Below are 18,311 nucleotides of genomic sequence, written 5' to 3' on the forward strand. Positions count from 1 at the left end.
GCATGAGCATTTTTGAAGGCTTCCTTTCCACCTCCGAAACGCTGGGCGCCTTCAGCGACCGCGCCTTCGTCGACGCCATGCTGCGCTTCGAGGCCGCGCTCGCGCGCGCGCAGGCGGCCGAGGGGCTGATCCCCGAGAGCGCCGCGCATTCGATCGTCGGCAGCTGCAAGGTCGAGCTGTTCGACGTGGCCAAGATCGTGCGCGAGAGCGGACGCGCGGGCAGCGTCGCCATCCCGCTGGTGAAGGCACTGCGCGAAGCGGTGGGCCTGTTCAATGCCGAGGCTGTGCCCTTCGTGCATTTCGGCAGCACCAGCCAGGACGTGATCGACAGCGCGATGGCGCTGGTCACGCGCGAAGCCGTCGCACTGGTCGAGGCCGACCTGGCCAAGGCCGCCGACGCGCTGCTGCGCCTGGCCGTGCAGCATGCCGACACGCCGATGCTCGCGCGCACGCTGATGCAGCCGGCCTCGGTCACCAGCTTCGGCTTCAAGTGCGCCGGCTGGGCCGCGCCGCTGGTGCGCAGCCGCACCCGCCTGCGCGCCGCCGCGAAGCACGCGCTGCAGCTGCAGCTCGGCGGCGCCGTCGGCACGCTGGCGCAGATGAAGGGGCAGGGCGCCGCAGTGCGCCAGCGCATGGCCAAGGAACTCGGCCTGGGCGACCCCGGCGCGACGTGGCACACGCAGCGCGACGAATGGGTCGCGCTTGGTTGCGAGCTCGGCCTGCTCACGGGCAGCCTGGGCAAGGTCGCGGTCGACATTTCGCTGCTCGGCCAGTACGAAGTGGCCGAGGTCGCCGAGCCCAGCGAACCCGGGCGCGGTGGCTCGTCGGCGATGCCGCACAAGCGCAACCCTGTGGCCTCGATGGTCGCCATTGCTGCCGCGCACCGCGCGCCGCAACGCGTGGCCGCCTTGCTCGGCGCCATGCCGCAGCAGCACGAACGCGCGCTCGGCGCCTGGCAGGCTGAGCTGGCCGAATGGCCGCAGCTGTTGATGTCGGCGCACGGCAGCGTGCGCGCCATGGCCGGCGCCTTGCCCGGCCTGCAGGTCGATGCCACGCGCATGCGCGCCAACATCGACCGGCTGCGCGCCGAGCTGCCGCGCGACGCGGCCGACGAATGGTTCGACCCCGCGCTCGCCGTGAACGCGGGGCAGACCGCACTGGCGCAGGTGAAAGCCCTGCAAGCCCAACTCTCATCCGACAAGGAACTCTCGCCATGACCGCCCCCGACACCCCGAGCAATCCTTACGAAGACGGCCTCGTCAACCGCCGCCGCGTGCTCGGCGACGCCTGGGTCGACAAGTCGCTCGCCAACCGCAACGGCTTCAACGCCGAGTTCCAGGAACTGATCACGCGCCACGCGTGGAACGACATCTGGGGCCGCCCCGCGCTGGGCGACAAGACGCGCCGCTTCATGGTGCTGTCGATGATGCTGGGCATCCATGCGTACGAAGAGTTCGCCATGCACGTGCGCGCCGCGCTCGACGGCCCGCCCGAGTCGCGCCTCACGCCCGACGAGATCAAGGAAGTGATCATGATGGCCGCGATCTACTGCGGCGTGCCGGTGGCCAACCACGCCTTCGGCATCGCGACGAACATCCTGCGCGAGAAGGGCCTGCTGCCCGCAGCACCCGCTGCTCCGTCCGCGGCGCAGTGAACGCGCCGGTCGCCCCGAAGAAGGGCCGGTTCGACGTCAGTTTCACCTTGCTGCTGCCGCTGCTGCTGGCCGCGCAACCGGTGGCCACCGACAGCTATCTGCCCGCGCTCCCCGCCATCGCGAAGGAGCTGGGCTCAGCCAGCACCAGCCTCACGCTGTTCGTGCTGGCCTTCGGCTTTGCGCAGCTGCTGTGCGGCCCGCTGGCCGACCGCTTCGGCCGACGGCCGGTGCTGCTGGCGGGGCTGGCCTGCTATGTGGTCGCCGCTTTCGGCGGCGCCTTTGCGGGCAGCGTGGCGGTGCTCGCGGGCTGGCGCACGCTGCAGGGTTTTTCGATGGCGGCGATTCTCGTGTGCTCACGCGCCGCGGTGCGCGACCTGTATCCGGCGCACGAGGGCCCGCACGTCATGGCACGGGGCCTCACGGGGCTGGGCATGGTCGGGCTGGTGGCGCCGCTGCTGGGCGCCTGGCTGGTGCAGGGCGCAGGCTGGCGCTGGGTGATGGTCGCGATGGCGGTCTATTCACTGGCGCTGTTCGCGCTGTGCTGGCGCTCGTTCGGCGAAACGCGCAAGCCACTGGCCGGAGGCGAATCGTCCGCGCCGCGCGGCAGCACGCGCGCCGTGTTCGCGAGCCGCGCCTTCCGCGCCTGGGCCTCGGTGGCGGCGGCCACCTACGGCGGGCTGTTCTGCTTCTTGCTGCTTTCGCCGATGGTCTACATCGGCTACCTCGGCTGGTCGCCTGCGTGGTACGGCTGGATTCCGGCCGGCGGCTCGCTGGTCTACATCTTCAGCACCACGATGTGCCGCAGCCTGCTGCGCCGCTTCGGGCCGATGCGCACCGTGCGCCTGGGCGCGGTGCTGAGCATCACCGGCGCCGTGATCCAGGCGCTGGGCTGCTGGCTGATGCCGCACAGCGCGGTGCCGCTGCTGGCGGGCCACGCCGTGTACTGCCTCGGCCACGGCATCCACCAGCCCTGCGGGCAGGCCGGCGCCGTGGGCGACCTGCCGCACCTGGCGGGGCGGGCCGTGTCGTGGTCCGGTTTCGGCATGATGATGGTCGCGTTCTGCGTGGGGCAGGTCGCCGCGCTGTTCGTCGACACGAGTTTTTCGTACGGCGCCTGGCCGATGGTGGTGCCGATGCTGATGGCCGGCACCGTGCTGCTGGCCATCGCGTTCCTGTGGCTGCCGCGCCTTGCGCAACCTGCTTCTCCATCCTCTCCCCAGAAGGACTCCACACCATGACCACTTCCTCCCCCCGCCTGAATGTCGTGCGCGAAGGCGACGGCCCCTTCGTCGTGCTCAGCCATGCGCTCGGCTGCGACCTGCACATGTGGGACGGCGTGGCCGCGCAGCTCGCGCGCGCCCACACGGTGATCCGCTACGACCACCGCAACCACGGCGGCTCCGAGGTGGTGCCCGGCGTGCTGCGCGTGGAAACGCTGGCGCAGGACGCGTCCGAGCTGATCGCGCGCGAGACGGGCGGCGAGCCCGTGCACTTCGTGGGCCTGTCGATGGGCGGCATGACCGCGCAGGCGCTGGCGGTGCGGCACGCCGCGCAGCTCAAGACCGTGGTGATCGCCAATTCGGCCGCGCACTACCCCGACCAGGCCCCGTGGCGCCTGCGCGCGGAAACCGTGGCCGCCAAGGGCGTGGCCGCCATCGCGCCGGGCGCCGTGGCGCGCTGGCTCACGCCGGCCTACGCCGCCACGCCCGAGGGCGCGGTGGCCGCGCGCACGCTGCACGACACGCTGGTGCGCACCGACGCGCAGGGCTACATCGAGAGCTGCAACGCCGTGGCCGCCATCGACTTTCGCGACAGCAACCGCCGCATCGCCACGCCCACGTTGGTGATCGGCGGGCTGCAGGACGAGGCCACGCCCCTGGCCATGTCCGAGGCCATGGTGGCGCAGATCCCGGGCGCGCGGCTGGCGACCATCGACGCCGCGCACCTGAGCGCGGTGGAGCGCCCGGTCGAGTTCGCGCAGATGCTGATCGATTACTGGCGCAGCCTCTGAAAAAACGCCCGGCCCGCACCCCCGCGCGGGCTAGGTGTAACCCCTATTTCGTGCGAATGATGATCGGTAGCGTGCGATCATCGATCAGGCGGGGCTGATTTGCGTTGTGGCGCGCCCGGGCTCTTTCTACAGTCCATCCCCATGCACCGCGCCATTGCCACCGTCTCGCTCAGCGGCACCCTCCGCCAGAAGCTCGAAGCCATCGCGGCCGCGGGCTTCGACGGCATCGAGCTGTTCGAAGCCGACTTCGTCAACTTCCGCGGCACCGCCGCCGAGCTGCGCCGCATCGTGGCCGACCTGGGCCTGGCTATCGACCTGTACCAGCCCTTCCGCGACTTCGAAGGCATGCCCGAAGCGCAGTTCCACCGCAGCCTGGAGCGCGCCGAACGCAAGTTCGACCTCATGGAAGCCATGGGCGCGCCGCTGGTGCTGTGCTGCTCCAACACCTCGCCGCTGTCGGTGAACGACCCGGCGCGCGCCGCCGCCCAGCTGCACGAACTGGCCGAACGCGCCGCGCGCCGCAACCTGCGCGTGGGCTTCGAGGCGCTGGCCTGGGGCCGCCACACCTCGCGCTACGCCCAGGCCTGGGACATCGTGCAGCGCGCCGACCACCCGCACCTCGGGCTGATCCTCGACAGCTTCCACACGCTGTCGCTGAAGGACGATCCGGCGGGCATCGCCGCCATTCCGGGCGAGAAGATCTTCTTCGTGCAGATGGCCGATGCGCCGCTGTTGTCGATGGACGTGCTGCAGTGGGCGCGCCACCACCGCTCGTTCCCGGGGCAGGGCGATTTCGACGTGGTCGGCTTCTTCGAGCAGGTGCTGCGCGCGGGCTACACCGGGCCGCTGTCGCTGGAGATCTTCAACGACATCTTCCGCGAGACGCCGAACCGCCGCACCGCCGTCGATGCGATGCGCTCGCTGCTGTACCTCGAAAGCGAAACGCGCGAGCGGCTCGCCAACGGGAATGCCCCCGTGCAGCCGCAGCGCGTGGAGCTGTTCAATCCGCCGCCCGCGCCGGCGCTCTCGGGCCTGTCGTTCATCGAGTTCGCGGCCGACGAGGCCTCGGCCGCCACGCTCGGCGCGCTGCTCGGGCAGCTGGGCTTTCGCCGTGTCGGGCGCCATCGCTCCAAGGCCGTCACGCTGTACCGCCAGGGCGGCATCCACTTCATCGTCAACGCGCAGCCGGACTCGTTTGCGCGCCGCCGTTTCGAGGCGCACGGCACCTCGGTCTGCGCGCTGGGCGTGCGCTGCGCCGACCCGCTCGCGGCCGTGGGCCGCGCCAGCGCCATGCGCTCGCAGCGCCACGACAGCCCGGTGGGGCCGAACGAGCTGCGCGTGCCAGCCATCGTGGCGCCGGGTGGCAACCTGATCCATTTCGTGCCCGAGGCGCTGGGCGCCAACGGGCTGTACGAGACCGACTTCATCCTCGAGGACGCGGGGCCGGGCGACAGCGATGCCGGCCTCACGCGCATCGACCACGTCGCGCTGGGCCTGGCGCTCGACCAGCTCGACACCTGGGTGCTGTTCACGCGCGCCGTGCTCGGCCTGGAGCCCGGCGAGAGCCTGGAGCTGGCCGACCCCTTCGGGCTGATTCGCAGCCGCGGCGTGGCCAATGTCGACCGCAGCCTGCGCCTGGTGCTGAACGTGTCGCTGAGCCAGCGCACGCGCACCGCGCGCACGCTGAGCGTGACCGGTGGCGGCGCGGTGCACCACATCGCGCTCGACTGCGACGACATCTTCGACACCGTGGCCCGGCTGCGCGCCAACGGCACGCGCTTCGTGCCGATCTCGGACAACTACTACGACGACCTGGCCACGCGCATCGACGTGGCGCCCGAGCTGCTGGCGCGCATGCGCGAAGCGGGCGTGCTGTTCGACCGCTCGGCGGCCGGCGACTACCTGCACATCTACACCGAGAGTTTCGACGGCGGCCTTTTCTTCGAGGTCGCGCAGCGCGTGGGCGGCTACGACGCCTATGGCGCGCTCAACGCACCCGCGCGCATGGCGTCGCAGGCGCAGCAGCCCCAACAAAAAGACTGATTTTTTCCCCTCGCATCCGACACCTTCGTCACACCACTGGAGACAACCCATGGCCCACCCATCCGCCAAAGAGCCGCAAGGCAAGCACCAGTCGAGGAAAGCCGCCGCCAGCGGCTGGATCGGCTCGGCGCTGGAGTACTACGACTTCTTCATCTACGCCACCGCCGCGGCGCTGATCTTTCCGCAGATCTTCTTTCCCAAGGGCGACCCGACCACGGCCATCATTGCGTCGCTCGCGACCTACGGCGTGGGCTATGTCGCGCGCCCCATCGGCGCCTTCGTGCTCGGCCACTGGGGCGACACGCACGGGCGCAAGCAGGTGCTGGTGCTGTGCATGTTCCTGATGGGCTTCTCGACCGTGGCCGTGGGCCTGTTGCCGACCTACGACCAGGTCGGCCTGCTGGCGCCGGCGCTGCTGGTGTTCCTGCGCCTGGTGCAGGGCTTCGCGGTGGCCGGCGAGATCTCGGGCGCGAGCTCGATGATCCTGGAGCACGCACCGTTCGGGCGCCGCGGCTTCTTCGCGAGCTTCACCTTGCAGGGCGTGCAGGCCGGCCAGATCCTGGCGGCCGCCGTGTTCCTGCCGCTGGCGCACTACATGCCTGAAGAGTCCTTCAACTCGTGGGGCTGGCGCATTCCGTTCCTGCTGAGCTTCATCGTGATCGTGGCCGGCTACATCATCCGCCGCGAGGTCGACGAAACGCCGGCCTTCGCCGAAGTCGACCAGAAGGGCGAAGTGGCCAAGGCGCCGATCGTCCAGGCGCTGACCGACAGCTGGGGCGACATGCTGCGCGTGATCTGCATGGCGCTGATGAACGTGATTCCCGTGGTCGCCACCGTGTTCGGCGCGGCCTACGCGGTGCAGGCCGCCTACGGCATCGGCTTCCAGAAAGACGTGTACCTGTGGATTCCCGTGCTGGGCAACATCCTGGCCGTGCTGGTGATCCCGTTCGTGGGCAACCTGTCGGACCGCATCGGCCGCAAGCCGCCGATCATCGTGGGCGCACTGGCTTCGGGCCTGCTGTCGTTCGTGTACCTGTACGCCATCAGCATCAAGAACGTGCCGCTGGCCATCTGCATGTCGCTCTTGATGTGGGGCATCGTGTACCAGGGCTACAACGCGACCTTCCCGAGCTTCTACCCGGAGCTGTTCCGCACCCGCAACCGCGTGTCGGCCATGGCCATCTCGCAGAATATCGGCACCACCTTCACCGCGCTGCTGCCGGCGCTGTTCGCCGCCGTGGCGCCTCCGGGCTCGACCAACATCTGGTTCACCGTGGGTGCGATCACCTTCGCCGTGACCGTGCTGGCCGCGCTGGCCGCCATGAGCGCCCGCGAGACCTACCGCGTCCACATGCACGACCTGGGCAACCCGAACGCGGTGCCGGTCGACAAGGCCGAGTACGACCGGCTGCGCGAAGAAACGCTGGCCAGCGCCCGCACGGAGCGCGAGCGCCGCAAGGCCATGGCCTGAAGACCCCGCGCGCACAAAGGGGTTGTGGCGCCATGAAGAATGGCGCCATGACCGCCCATCTCAAGATCGATTTCGTTTCCGATGTGTCCTGCCCCTGGTGCGCCGTGGGCCTCGGCTCACTCGAGGCCGCCCTGAAACGGGTGGCGCCGGAGGTCACGGCCGAACTGCATTTCCAGCCCTTCGAGCTGAACCCGCAGATGCCGCCCGAAGGCCAGGACACCTTCGAGCACCTGAACCAGAAGTACGGTTCCTCGCGCGAGCAGCAGGCCCAGGCCCGCGAGGCGATCCGCCAGCGCGGTGCGGCCGTCGGCTTCGAGTTCAGCGCCGGGGGCCGGCCCCGCGTGTACAACACCTTCAACGCCCACCGCCTGCTGCACTGGGCCGAACTGGAAGACCCGGCCAAGCAGGTGGCGCTCAAGAAGCTGCTGCTGAAGGCCTACTTCACCGACAGCCAGAACCCTTCGGACATCGAGGTGCTGGTGCGCGCGGCGACCGAGGCAGGGCTGGACGCGGCGCGGGCCCGCGAGATCCTGGCCGGCGACGAGTTCGCGCAGGAAACCCGCGAACGCGAGCGCCTGTACACCGACGCCGGCATCCATTCGGTGCCCGCGATCATCATCAACGACCAGCACCTGATCTCCGGCGGCCAGCCGGTCGAGGTGTTCGAGCGCGCGCTGCGGCAGATTGCGGGCGCGGAGCCCAGCAGCACGGCCAAGGCCTGAACGTGCGGGGCCTCGGCCCCGTCGTTTCGTCCTGAAACGAAGCTGACCTTCAGCTTTACCTGAGCGCGGCCCGAGGTCGGTCAACCGCCTACATCGCGAAGCGGTTGAAGGGCGCATGATCGACCGCATGCCGTTTCCGAAGCTGCACCGTTCGCGCGCGATCGCCGTGACGCTGGTCGCCGTGCTGGCGCTCACCGCCTGCTCCACCGGCCTGCTGCGTCCCGAGGGCCCGCCGCTCACGGCGCTGGGCCATGCCGCCGACACGCCCGCCGCGCAGCTGCGCTGGCTCGACCGCGTGAGTTGGGGCGCCAACGCCGGCAGCCAGGCCGAGCCGGCGCGCGACGGCCTGCCGCGCTGGATGGGCCGCCAGCTGCGTCCCGCGCCGCGTCCGCTGCCCGCGGCGGCGCAGGCACAGATCGACGCCATGGCCATCTCGCGCACGCCGCTCGATCAGCTCGTCTTCGCGCTCGATGCCCGGCGCAAGGCCGCCGATGCCTTGCCCGACGAAGAAGCGAAGAAGGCCGCACGCACGGCCTACCAGCAGGAACTCAACACCCTCGCGCGCGAGGCGCAGCAGCGCTTCCTGCTGCGCGCGCTGTACTCGCCCAACCAGCTGCAGGAGCAGATGACCTGGTTCTGGATGAACCACTTCAGCGTCAGCATCCGCAAGGACCTGGTGCGCGCGATGGTCGGCGACTACGAAGAGAACGCCATCCGCCCGCACGCGCTCGGCAAGTTCCGCGACCTGCTGGGCGCCACCGCGCGGCACCCGGCCATGCTGCGCTACCTCGACAACGCGCAGAACGCCGCCAACCGCATCAACGAGAACTACGCGCGCGAGCTCATGGAGCTGCACACGCTGGGCGTGGGCGGCGGCTACACGCAGGCCGACGTGCAGGAGCTGGCGCGCGTGCTGACCGGCGTGGGTGTCAGCGTGCAGCCGCCCGACGCGGCGCCGCCCGCGGTGCGCCCGGCCGTGCGCGCCGACTACGTGCGCCAGGGCCTGTTCGAGTTCCACCCGAACCGGCACGACTACGGCCCCAAGATCTTCCTGGGCCAGCCCATTCAAGCGCGCGGCCTGGCCGAGACCGACGAGGCGCTCGACCGCCTGGCGCGCGCGCCGGCCACCGCGCGCTTTATCTCGCGCAAGCTCGCCGTGTACTTCGTGGCCGACGAGCCGCCGCCCGCGCTGGTCGATCGCATGGCCGCCACCTTCACGCGCAGCGACGGCGACATTGCGGCCACCCTGCAGACGCTGTTCGAATCGCGCGAGTTCGCCGCCTCGCTGGGCCGCAAGTTCCGCGACCCCGTGCACTACGTGGTGGCGGGCGTGCGGCTGGCCTACGACGAGCGCGTGGTGCTCAACACCACGCCGATGATCGGCTGGATCAACCGCATGGGCGAGACCCTGTACGCCCACGAGACGCCCGACGGCTACCCGCTCAACGAGGCCGCCTGGGCCAGCGCGGGCCAGATGAACACCCGCTTCGAGATTGCGCGCGCCATCGGCACGGGCGGCGCCGTGCTGTTCCGCACCGACGACAAGGCGCCGCTCGAGAAGCCGCCGTTTCCGCCGCTGGCCGAGTCGCGCGCCGTGCATGCGCTGCAGCCCGGCCTGAGCGCCGACACGCAGCAGGCGCTTGCGCAGGCGAAGAACCCGCCGGAGTGGAACACCTTCCTGCTCGCATCGCCCGAGCTGATGCGGCGTTGAAAAGAGGGACCGTCATGCAACGTCGACACCTGCTGCAACTCATCGCCGCCACGCCGCTGGCCGGCGCCGCCGCGCGCGTGGTCGCCGCGCCCGCGGCCGAGGGCACCAAGCTGCTCGTCGTGTTCCTGCGCGGCGCCTACGACAGCACCAGCCTGCTGGTGCCCACCGCGAACAGCGACTTCTATTACGCCTCGCGGCCCAACATCGCCATCCCCCGGCCCGGCACGCCCGACGGTGCGTTGCCGCTGGACGGCGGCGACTGGGGCCTGCACCCCGCGCTCGCGCAGAGCGTGCTGCCGCTGTACCAGCGCAAGCAGGCGGCCTTCATTGCCTTCGCCGGCACCGACGACCTCACGCGCAGCCACTTCGAGACGCAGGACGCGATCGAGCTGGGCGTGGCGCCCGACAACGCGCGGCGCGACTACCGCTCGGGCTTTCTCAACCGGCTGGCCGGCGTGCTCGGCGCCGGGCCGCTGGCCGACGTGTCGCCCATCGCCTTCACCGACCAGCTGCCCATCGTGCTGCGCGGCGACGACGCCAAGGCCGCCAACATGGCGCTCGCGGGCGTGGCGCGGCAGGCCCTCGATGCGCGGCAGAGCCAGATCATTGCGTCGATGTACCGCAACACCGCGCTCGCGCAGCCCGTGGCCGAGGGCTTCCAGGTGCGCGACGAGGTGGTGCGCGCCATGCAGGCCGAGATGGACGCCGCCAGCCGCAACGCCATGAGCCCCAAGGGCTTCGAGCAGGTCGCGCGCCGCATGGCGCTGTTGATGCGCGAGCGCTACGACATCGGCTTTGTCGACGTCGGCGGCTGGGACACCCACGTGGGGCAGGGCGCGGCCAAGGGCTACCTGGCCAACCGCTTCGAAGAGCTGGGCCGCGGCGTCGCCGGCTTCGCGCAGGAAATGGGCGAGCCTGCCTGGCGCCAGACCGTGGTGGTCGTCGTCAGCGAGTTCGGCCGCACCTTCCGCGAGAACGGCAACCGCGGCACCGACCACGGGCACGGCACCGTGTACTGGGTGCTCGGCGGCGGCCTGGCCGCACAGGCGGGCGGGCGCGTCGTGGGCGAACAGCAGCCGCTGACGCAGGCCACGCTGTTCCAGAACCGCGACCACGCGGTGCTCAACGAGTACCGGGCGGTGCTGGGCGGGTTGTTCCAGCGGATGTATGGGCTGTCGACGGCGCAGGTGGCGCGGGTGTTCGGCGGTGCGGCGGTGAAGGACCTGCGGCTGGTCTAGCGAGCCGGCGCGTGCCGCCGCACGGCGCTGGCGGCCACGCCACCGAGAATCGGTGCATGCCTCACGCCGTCTCCCTCCTTCGCGCCGCGCGCCTGGCGCGCAGCGCCAAGCCTTTTCTTGCCCGTGGCGGTTTCAAGCGCGAGCGCTGTGCGGGCTGCCGCCTGGTGCCCAGCCATTGCATGTGCGCCGTGCGTCCTCCGGTGGCCACGCGCGCGGGGGTGTGCCTGCTCATGGCCGACATCGAGCCGCTCAAGCCCACCAACACGGGGTGGCTGGTGGCCGATGTGGTGGCCGACACCTTCGCCTTCGGCTGGGCCCGCACCGAGACCGATCCCGCGCTGCTGGCGCTGCTGGACGACCCGCAATGGCAGCCCTACGTGGTGTTCCCGGGGCAGTACGCGGCGCCCGAGCGCGTGGTGCTGGGTGTTCCTGCATCGCCTGATACGGCCGGTGGCGGCAGCGCGAAGCGCCCGCTGTTCATTCTGTTCGACGCGACCTGGGCCGAGGCGCGCAAGATGTTTCGCCGCAGCCCCTACCTCGACCGGCTGCCGGTGCTGAGCCTGCAGCCCGAGCAGATCACGCAGTACAAGCTGCGCAACTCCGGCCGCGGCGACCACTTCTGCACCAGCGAGGTGGCGGCGATGTGCATGGACCTGGCCGGCGAGCAGGCCGCGCAGCAGACGCTGGACGCCTATCTGGGCGTGTTCACGCACCACTACCTGTGCGCGAAGAACCAGCAGCCGGTGGCGTGGGACGGCGCCGCGCACCAGCGGCTGCGCGAGGTGGCCGCGCTGCGCGATCAGGCCGCCTGAGACCTCCTGCGCGGGCCGGCCTCAGCGCAGGTCGAACAGCGCCGCCGCGTTGCCCCAGGCGATGCGCTGCGCCACGGCGGGCGGCAGGTCGCCCAGCCAGGTGCGGTAGCCGCGCATGATTTCGTCGTAGGCGCTCCAGCGCTGGTTGACCCAGGTGTCGGAGCCGACCATGAAGCGATCGGGGTGCTTGAGGATCAGCGCGCGCCATTCGGGGCACAGGCGTCCGCCCTCGCAGGTCAGTCCGGGGCGGTACGAGAGTTCGCCCATCAGCAGCGGGTAGCGCTCCAGCATCGCCTGCACGCGCTCGACCGGCGTGCCGCCGATGCCGGTGTGGGCCCAGATGAGGCGCAGCGCACGGCCCTTCGACGGCGCGTTCGCCATCAGCAGGTCGACGGCCACATCGTCCACGTGCGCGAGCACGGCGAGCTTTTTCTCCTCGGCCAGCGCGATGAGTTTCTTCGCGACCGGGCCGTTGGCGTTGGCGCTCTCGTACAGGTGGAATTCGCCGAGCCCGCGGTAGGGGCCGCTGGCGGTGCCGCGCGCCAGTTCGGCCAGCACCATCTCGTGGATGCTTTCGTCGCGGAACCAGTTGTTGTAGTCGTCGCGGTTGCGGTACAGGCGCACGAAGGGCACCACGGTGACGCCGGCGGCGCGGGTCTCGCGTGCGGCGGCCAGGGTCTGCGTGCCGGCGTTGGGCCGCGAGTTCGCGATGATGGCCTTCACCTGGTTGCGCTGCATGCGCGCGAGCGCCTCGGTGGGCGGGAAGGGGCCGGCGGTGCCGTCCCAGGCTTCCTGGTTGTAGTGCAGGTGGGTGTCGAACAGCGGGCCGTCGTAAGGCGCGGCGGTTTGCGCGTGGGCTTGGGACAGGGCCAGGGCCGCGCAGGCGGCGATGCAGGCAATGAAGCGCATGGGGTTCTCGCGGTGAAGGCCGGGGAGCCGGATTACATCACCCCGGATCACCGCATCGGCACAGCCGCGCCCTTGTCGCCGGGCGCGACCTCGAGGCGATCGCGCGGGCCGGCGTCAGCTGCCGGCCGGGTGCGTCGTCGCCTTGCGGCTGCCATCCAGCGAGTACAGCTGCGGGCGGTCTTCCACCGCGACCGCCACTGCCTCGGTGCCGTGCTCCGCGGCGCGAGGTTGCCGGTACAGCTCGTTCTCGAGCCGCCGGGCACGTTCCGCGTACATGCGGGCGAGGGCGCTGTGATGCTCTGCGGCAGCCTGGTGTTCGATGCGTGCCATCTGCGCCTCTTCGAGCAGTGCCGAGGCACGTTTCAAATAGGCCGTGTGGGTGGGCCGAAACAAGAAGTCGAACATGGTTTCACACTCCTTTCCGCTGCAACAACGGTGCAATCATTGTGAACGAATGGCCTCAAAACGCCATCGGTTCCTGTGGCTGCGACGCATCGAAGAAGCGTTCTGTTTCACTTGAGTCAGACAGAATCGGTGGCGAAGAGAGGGTTCGATCACCGATGAGCAATGAGGTTCGTTTTTGTCTGGAATACCGGCTCGCCGAAGGCGGGCCCGCGCATGCCGTGCAGACCGCGTGGATGGTCGATTCGCCGGCCACGCGTGCGCAGATCGAGGAAATGATTGTCAACGCGCGCGCGATGAATGCTGCGCAGGCGAAGTGGTGGGTGGAGGAGCGCCAGGGCGGCGACGCCCCGCGCTGAAACGACCCGGCGGGCCTCAGTCGCGCATGTTCGCGAACTTCACCAGCGTCGTGTACTTGGCCGTGTCCTCGCGCATGATCTGCCCGAGGTTTTCCTTGCCCGTGGCGGGAATGGAGCCGCCTTCTTCCAGCCGTCGGCGGATCGCCGGGTCGGCCAGGCCGGCCTGCAGCGCCGCGCGCAGGCTCTGCACGATGGGCGCGGGCAGGTCCTTCGGGCCCGCGAGCGCGAACCAGCCGCTCAGCTCATAGCCCTTCAGCTGCGGATGCTCGCCGAGCGCCGGCACCTGCGGCAGGCCGGGAAAGCGCTTGGCCGACGACACGCCCAGCGGCACGATCCGCCCGCCCTGCAGGAAGGGCGCCGCGGCGGTGGGCGACACGATCGCGAAGTCCAGCGTGCCGCCGACCAGGTCGCTCGTGAGCGGCGCGGTGCCGCGGTAGGGAATGTGCGTGAGGAACAGGCCCGCGCGCTGCTTGATCTGCTCGCCCACGAAGTGCAGTGTCGAGCCCACGCCTGAGCTGCCGTAGCTGTACTTGCCGGGGTTGCGCTTGGCCAGGGCGATGAACTCGTCGAGGTTCTTCACGCCCACCTTCGGACTCGCCACCAGCAGCACGGGCGCGAAGGCGAGCAGGCTGACGGGGGTCAGGTCTTTCACCGGGTCGTAGCGCTGCGCTGGGTTCACCAGCACCGTGGCCGCCATCTCGTTGCTGGAGCCGGCCAGCAGCGTGTAGCCGTCGGCGGGGCTGCTCACCGCGCGCTGCGCCGCGACCACGCCTGCGGCGCCGGTCACGTTCTCGACCACCACCGTCGCACCGAGCTTGGCCGACAGGATGTCCGCCGCCACGCGCGCGGCCATGTCGACCGAACCGCCCGGCGCGTAGCCGACCAGCAGCTTGATGGGCTTGGCGGGGTAGGTACCCTGCGCGAACGCGGGGGCGGCGGCACAGAAGGCGGCGGCGCCGAGTGCGCTCAGTGCCACGCGGCGCGAAACGGAAGAAGCAAGACGGGTCATCGCGGTTCCAGTACGGGGAAGTGGGAAAAGGAAGAGGCCCGCTCAGGCCTGCGCGGTGAGGAAGCGCCGCACCAGCTGCACCCAGTAGCTGGCCGCGATCGGCAGGATCGCGTCGTTGAAGTCGTAGCCGGGGTTGTGGACCATGCAGCCGCCGGTGCGGTGGTGCTCGCCTTCGCCGTTGCCCACGATCAGGTAGCTGCCGGGGCAGCGCTCGAGCATGAAGGAGAAGTCTTCGCTGCCCGTGAGCGGCGCCAGCGGCGGCAGCAGGCCGTCGTCGCCCAGCCAGTCGTGTGCGACCTGCCGTGCGAAGCGCGTGGACTCTTCGTCGTTCACCAGCGCGGGGTAGCGCCAGTGGTAGTCCACCTCGGCCTTCACGCCGAGCGTGGCGGCCTGCGCCTGCGCCAACTCGGTGATGCGCTCGCGCAGCATGGCACGGATCTCGGGGCGGTAGGCGCGCACCGTGAGGCGCATCTGCACGCTGTCGGCAATCACGTTGGGCGCGTCGCCGCCGTGGATCGCGCCCACCGACACCACCGCCATCTCGCGCGGGTCGACGTTGCGCGACACGATGGTCTGCAGCGCCACGACGATATGCGCCGCCGCCACCACCGGGTCGGCCGACAGGTGCGGCGCCGAGCCGTGCCCGCCGCGCCCCGTCACCGTGATGGTCACCGAGTCGGACGAGGCCATGAACGAGCCTTCCTTGAAGCCGAACTTGCCCGCCGGAAAGCCGGGCATGTTGTGCAGCGCGAAGATGGCGTCGCAGGGAAAGCGCTCGAACAGGCCTTCTTCGACCATGCGGCGCCCGCCACCCAGGCCTTCCTCGGCCGGCTGGAAGATCAGGTGCAGCGTGCCGTCGAAGCCGCGCTCCTGCGCGATGACGCGCGCGGCGGCCAGCAGGATGCTGGTGTGGCCGTCGTGGCCGCAGGCGTGCATCTTGCCGGGCACCTGGCTGGCGTAGGGCAGGCCGGTCGTTTCCTGGATCGGCAGCGCGTCCATGTCGGCGCGCAGGCCCAGGCGCCGCGTGCCCGTGCCGCATGTCAGCGTGGCGACCACGCCGGTGCCGGCCAGGCCGCGGTGCACCTCGTAGCCCCACTCGGCCAGGCGCGTGGCCACCAGCTCGCTGGTGACGTGCTCTTCGTAGGCCAGCTCGGGGTGGGCGTGAATCTGGTGGCGCAGGCCGACCATCTCGGGCGCGACCTCGCGCACGGCGGGCAGCACGCTCTCGAGGGCGGCGGCGTTGTCGACGGTGTAGGTCGTCATGGGGAAATCTGTCTCCTTGCTGTCTTGCGGCGAGTCTAGGAATTCGCTGCCCGCCGGGGCAGACAGGCGCCGCCATGCGGAGGTGGGCGGCGCCTGTCGCCACCGATGGCTGCGGATAATCGGCCGCCATGAAGCTGCACCAGCTCCGCTATCTCGCCGCCGTCGCCTCCGAAGGCAGCATCCGCGCCGCCGCGCGGGCACTGGGCGTCACCCAGGCCACGGTCACGCAGGGCCTGCGCGAACTGGAGGCGCATGCGCAGGTGGCGCTGTTCACGCGCCACGGCGGCGGCATCGCCTTCACGCCGGCCGGCCTGGAGCTGCTGGAGCATGCGCAGCGCGTGCTGGCCCAACTGCGCCAGGCCGAAGACACGCTCTCACGCCACCGCGACACCGGCGCGCAGCAGCGCCTGACCGTGGCCATCACGCCCTGGATCACGCAGACCCTGCTGCCGCGCGTGGTGTCGCTGTTCCGCGAAGAGCTGCCGCACGTGCAGCTCGAAATGTTCGACGGCCTGTCCGCACTCAGCTACCCGCGGCTGCGCGAGGGCAGCCTCGACCTGCTGATCGGCCGCATCGGCCCCGACGAGGCCATGCAGGGGCTGCAGGCGCAGCCGCTGTTCCGCTACGACATGACGGTGGTGGCGCGCCGCGGCCATCCGCGGGCCGGTGCGCAGTCGATGGCCGAGCTGCTGCAGGACGACTGGGTGCTCAACTTCACGCCGGGCGAGGGCGCGAGCTTTCTCGACAACCTGTTCCGCCAGCACGGCCTGGCCGCGCCCGTGCAGCGCATCCAGCTGGCGCATTCGCCGTCGATGATGCTGGGCCTCGTGCGCAAGACCGACATGCTCACCTTCTGTCCCTGGCCGCTGGTGGAAACCGAGAGCCTGCGCCATGCGCTCGTGACCTTGCAGCTGCGCGAGCGCTTCCACAGCAACGTCGTGGGCATCGTGCGCCGCGCGCAGGAGGCGCCGTCGCACGCGGCGGCGCGCTTCATTGCGCACTTCCTGGCGCAGCTGCCGGCGTGGCAGGGCTCGGACGATCCGGAGCTGCGGCGGGTGCTGCACTCGGTGGATTTCATCGAGGCGGCGCCTCACCCGTGATAGTCGCTCCACGACATGCGCACCATGCCCGGCGGCGTGGGCGCGCCGGCTGAGGCCAGCGTCACCGGCGGGTCGTCGTCCACGCGGCTCTTGGCGCGCGAGTCCCAGTCGTCGAGAAAAACCTGCTGGTAGTACTGCGCCACGTCTTCGTTGTGGATGATCAGCCCGGCGTCGCGGTTGCGCAGCACGCCGTCGCCCGACCAGTTGGTGCTGCTCACCAGCACCGCCTGGCCGTCCACGATGATGCCCTTGTTGTGGATGCTGCCCTGGACGCGGAACACGTCCTGGTTGCAGCCCGCCTCGACCAGCTTGCGGATGTTGTCGGCCGCGCTGGTGCTGCCCAGGATGATGCGCAGGTCGAGGTCCGGCTCGGTGCTGCGCTGCGCGAGCTTGCGCAGCAGCGCGCGAAAGTCCGCGTCCTTGTCCGCATCGCTCCAGGTCATGTAGGCGAACTGCAGGTACAGCGAAGTCTGTGCGCTGTCGATGAGGGCATTGATGTGCGGCAGGTAGTTGTCTGGCGTGAGCACGGGCTGCACTTTCACCGTGGTCTTCACCGCCGGCAGCCGCGCGGGTTCGACCGGCACGACGGGGCCTGCGAAAGCCACGGCCTGTTCCAGCAGGTGATCGAGCGGCACGAACACGTCGGGCAACGTGAGCTTGGGCGCGACGTCCAGCGCTGCGTCGGCGGCGCCGTCGGCTTCTTCCTTCTCGGAGGCCTTGAGGTCGTGCAGGATGTATTTCTCGAACACCTTCGAGAGCGCGGCGTCGTTGCAGATCACGTGCCACTCGCGGTTGCCCTTGCTGAACATGCCCTTGGCCTGCGCGGGCGTGGCCACGGGGTCGATGTCGGGCTGGCTGCGCTTGCTCCAGTTGCCGCTGGAGAGCCAGAAGGCCTTGCCGTCGCGCACCGCCACTTTCTCGTGGTACGCGCTGGCGAAGCGGCGGCCCTTGCCGCACTGCACGAGCCAGGCCCTGAAGTCGGCCTCCTGCTGCAGCTTGCGAAGCTTCTTGCGGATGGCCTGTTCTTCCTTCGTCATGCCGTCGTCCCAGCTCAGCGCCGCCGCGATGCCGCCGTCGCGCACGAGGTCGATGAAGACCTGGGCGACGTGGTCGGCGTTGAAGTCGTACATCGCCACCGACAGCGAGCGCGTGGTGCCTTCGAGAAAGGGCCTCAGCACCGGCCACCCCGCATCGGGGCCGACGTGGCACAGGAAGGGCTGCTTCACGTTGTAGACCTTGTCGATGGGCTGGCCCGCAGGCGGCTTGTAGACGAGGCCGACGGCGGCTTCGGCGAGCGCGTTCACCGTGTCCTCGAAGTCCGCACTGGCGGCCAGCTGCCGCGCCGGGTCGGCCTGCATCACGCAGACGCGGTACGGGCCGAGCTGCCGGGGCGCGCGCTCGGCCACGGGCACCTCCGACAAGGGCCGCTTGCGGTCGACCAGCACGATCACGGCGGGCTCGCGCAGGAAGCGGCCATCGACCAGCGGAAAGCCCGGCTCCGCCGCCACGTAGCCGGGCAGGGCGGCCAGCTGCGCCTGGTGGGTGGCGATCACCGACCGGACCGCCGCGCGCGCGGCATCGTCGAGCACTTTCATGGGTGTTCCTTG

General features: G+C 70.3%; 17 protein-coding genes. 12 read left to right on the forward strand and 5 right to left on the reverse strand.

The window, feature by feature from the left end; genetic code table 11:
• Window positions 1-2 precede the first annotated feature (2 nt).
• The 10 genes from pcaB to AC1RGU_RS06625 all read left to right on the forward strand — a co-directional run bounded on the left by pcaB (window position 3) and on the right by AC1RGU_RS06625 (window position 11,662).
• The gene (gene pcaB / locus AC1RGU_RS06580) at window positions 3-1,217 is read left to right on the forward strand and encodes a 3-carboxy-cis,cis-muconate cycloisomerase (RefSeq protein ID WP_492695521.1); all 1,215 of its coding nucleotides are present in this window, start codon (window positions 3-5) and stop codon (window positions 1,215-1,217) included.
• Window positions 1,214-1,654, forward strand: a complete 441-nt coding sequence (locus AC1RGU_RS06585) for a carboxymuconolactone decarboxylase family protein (protein ID WP_159272283.1) — start codon at window positions 1,214-1,216, stop codon at window positions 1,652-1,654. Before pcaB ends, AC1RGU_RS06585 begins: the two co-directional genes overlap by 4 nt.
• Window positions 1,651-2,892, forward strand: coding sequence for a multidrug effflux MFS transporter (locus tag AC1RGU_RS06590; RefSeq protein WP_369647519.1), 1,242 nt, complete (start codon window positions 1,651-1,653; stop codon window positions 2,890-2,892). Before AC1RGU_RS06585 ends, AC1RGU_RS06590 begins: the two co-directional genes overlap by 4 nt.
• Window positions 2,889-3,665: an alpha/beta fold hydrolase gene (locus AC1RGU_RS06595; protein ID WP_492695523.1), complete on the forward strand. Its 777-nt coding sequence runs from the start codon at window positions 2,889-2,891 to the stop codon at window positions 3,663-3,665. Before AC1RGU_RS06590 ends, AC1RGU_RS06595 begins: the two co-directional genes overlap by 4 nt.
• A gap of 141 nt (window positions 3,666-3,806) precedes the next feature.
• Window positions 3,807-5,708, forward strand: coding sequence for a bifunctional sugar phosphate isomerase/epimerase/4-hydroxyphenylpyruvate dioxygenase family protein (locus AC1RGU_RS06600; RefSeq protein ID WP_492695525.1), 1,902 nt, complete (start codon window positions 3,807-3,809; stop codon window positions 5,706-5,708).
• A gap of 49 nt (window positions 5,709-5,757) precedes the next feature.
• Window positions 5,758-7,179 carry an MFS transporter gene (locus AC1RGU_RS06605; RefSeq protein WP_095744853.1) on the forward strand — a complete coding sequence of 474 codons (1,422 nt, stop codon included), beginning with the start codon at window positions 5,758-5,760 and terminating at the stop codon, window positions 7,177-7,179.
• Between the two features lie 47 nt (window positions 7,180-7,226).
• Complete coding sequence (locus tag AC1RGU_RS06610; RefSeq protein WP_492695527.1) at window positions 7,227-7,901, forward strand: DsbA family oxidoreductase; 675 nt, start codon at window positions 7,227-7,229, stop codon at window positions 7,899-7,901.
• Window positions 7,902-8,016: 115 nt separating this feature from the next.
• A complete protein-coding gene (locus tag AC1RGU_RS06615; RefSeq protein WP_492695529.1) occupies window positions 8,017-9,612 on the forward strand; it encodes a DUF1800 domain-containing protein in 1,596 nt (531 codons plus the stop codon).
• A 14-nt stretch (window positions 9,613-9,626) separates the two neighbouring features.
• Window positions 9,627-10,850 carry a DUF1501 domain-containing protein gene (locus tag AC1RGU_RS06620; protein ID WP_492695531.1) on the forward strand — a complete coding sequence of 408 codons (1,224 nt, stop codon included), beginning with the start codon at window positions 9,627-9,629 and terminating at the stop codon, window positions 10,848-10,850.
• Window positions 10,851-10,906: 56 nt separating this feature from the next.
• Window positions 10,907-11,662: a tRNA-uridine aminocarboxypropyltransferase gene (locus AC1RGU_RS06625; protein WP_492695532.1), complete on the forward strand. Its 756-nt coding sequence runs from the start codon at window positions 10,907-10,909 to the stop codon at window positions 11,660-11,662.
• 21 nt (window positions 11,663-11,683) lie between these two features.
• On the opposite strand, the gene AC1RGU_RS06630 is transcribed toward AC1RGU_RS06625, so the two are convergent.
• Window positions 11,684-12,571 (reverse strand): amidohydrolase family protein, encoded by an 888-nt coding sequence (locus tag AC1RGU_RS06630; protein ID WP_447743372.1) that lies wholly within the window; start codon window positions 12,569-12,571, stop codon window positions 11,684-11,686.
• Between the two features lie 114 nt (window positions 12,572-12,685).
• Window positions 12,686-12,976, reverse strand: coding sequence for a hypothetical protein (locus AC1RGU_RS06635; RefSeq protein ID WP_062474377.1), 291 nt, complete (start codon window positions 12,974-12,976; stop codon window positions 12,686-12,688).
• A 155-nt stretch (window positions 12,977-13,131) separates the two neighbouring features.
• Between AC1RGU_RS06635 and AC1RGU_RS06640 the strand changes: the two genes are divergently transcribed.
• Window positions 13,132-13,332, forward strand: coding sequence for a hypothetical protein (locus tag AC1RGU_RS06640; RefSeq protein ID WP_062474379.1), 201 nt, complete (start codon window positions 13,132-13,134; stop codon window positions 13,330-13,332).
• A 16-nt stretch (window positions 13,333-13,348) separates the two neighbouring features.
• On the opposite strand, the gene AC1RGU_RS06645 is transcribed toward AC1RGU_RS06640, so the two are convergent.
• Together AC1RGU_RS06645 and AC1RGU_RS06650 are read right to left on the reverse strand one after the other, a co-directional pair.
• Window positions 13,349-14,341 (reverse strand): Bug family tripartite tricarboxylate transporter substrate binding protein, encoded by a 993-nt coding sequence (locus AC1RGU_RS06645; protein ID WP_492695534.1) that lies wholly within the window; start codon window positions 14,339-14,341, stop codon window positions 13,349-13,351.
• A 42-nt stretch (window positions 14,342-14,383) separates the two neighbouring features.
• On the reverse strand, window positions 14,384-15,604 hold the full coding sequence (locus AC1RGU_RS06650) for a M20 aminoacylase family protein (protein ID WP_492695536.1): 1,221 nt from the start codon (window positions 15,602-15,604) through the stop codon (window positions 14,384-14,386).
• Window positions 15,605-15,732: 128 nt separating this feature from the next.
• On the opposite strand from AC1RGU_RS06650, the gene AC1RGU_RS06655 reads away from it, so the two are divergent.
• Window positions 15,733-16,704, forward strand: a complete 972-nt coding sequence (locus AC1RGU_RS06655; RefSeq protein ID WP_492695538.1) for a LysR family transcriptional regulator — start codon at window positions 15,733-15,735, stop codon at window positions 16,702-16,704.
• Here the strand turns inward: AC1RGU_RS06655 and AC1RGU_RS06660 are convergent.
• On the reverse strand, window positions 16,695-18,299 hold the full coding sequence (locus tag AC1RGU_RS06660; protein ID WP_492695540.1) for a phospholipase D-like domain-containing protein: 1,605 nt from the start codon (window positions 18,297-18,299) through the stop codon (window positions 16,695-16,697). The genes AC1RGU_RS06655 and AC1RGU_RS06660 overlap by 10 nt on opposite strands.
• Window positions 18,300-18,311: the final 12 nt, after the last annotated feature.

Source organism: Variovorax sp. GW823-FHT02B07 (assembly GCF_058797695.1).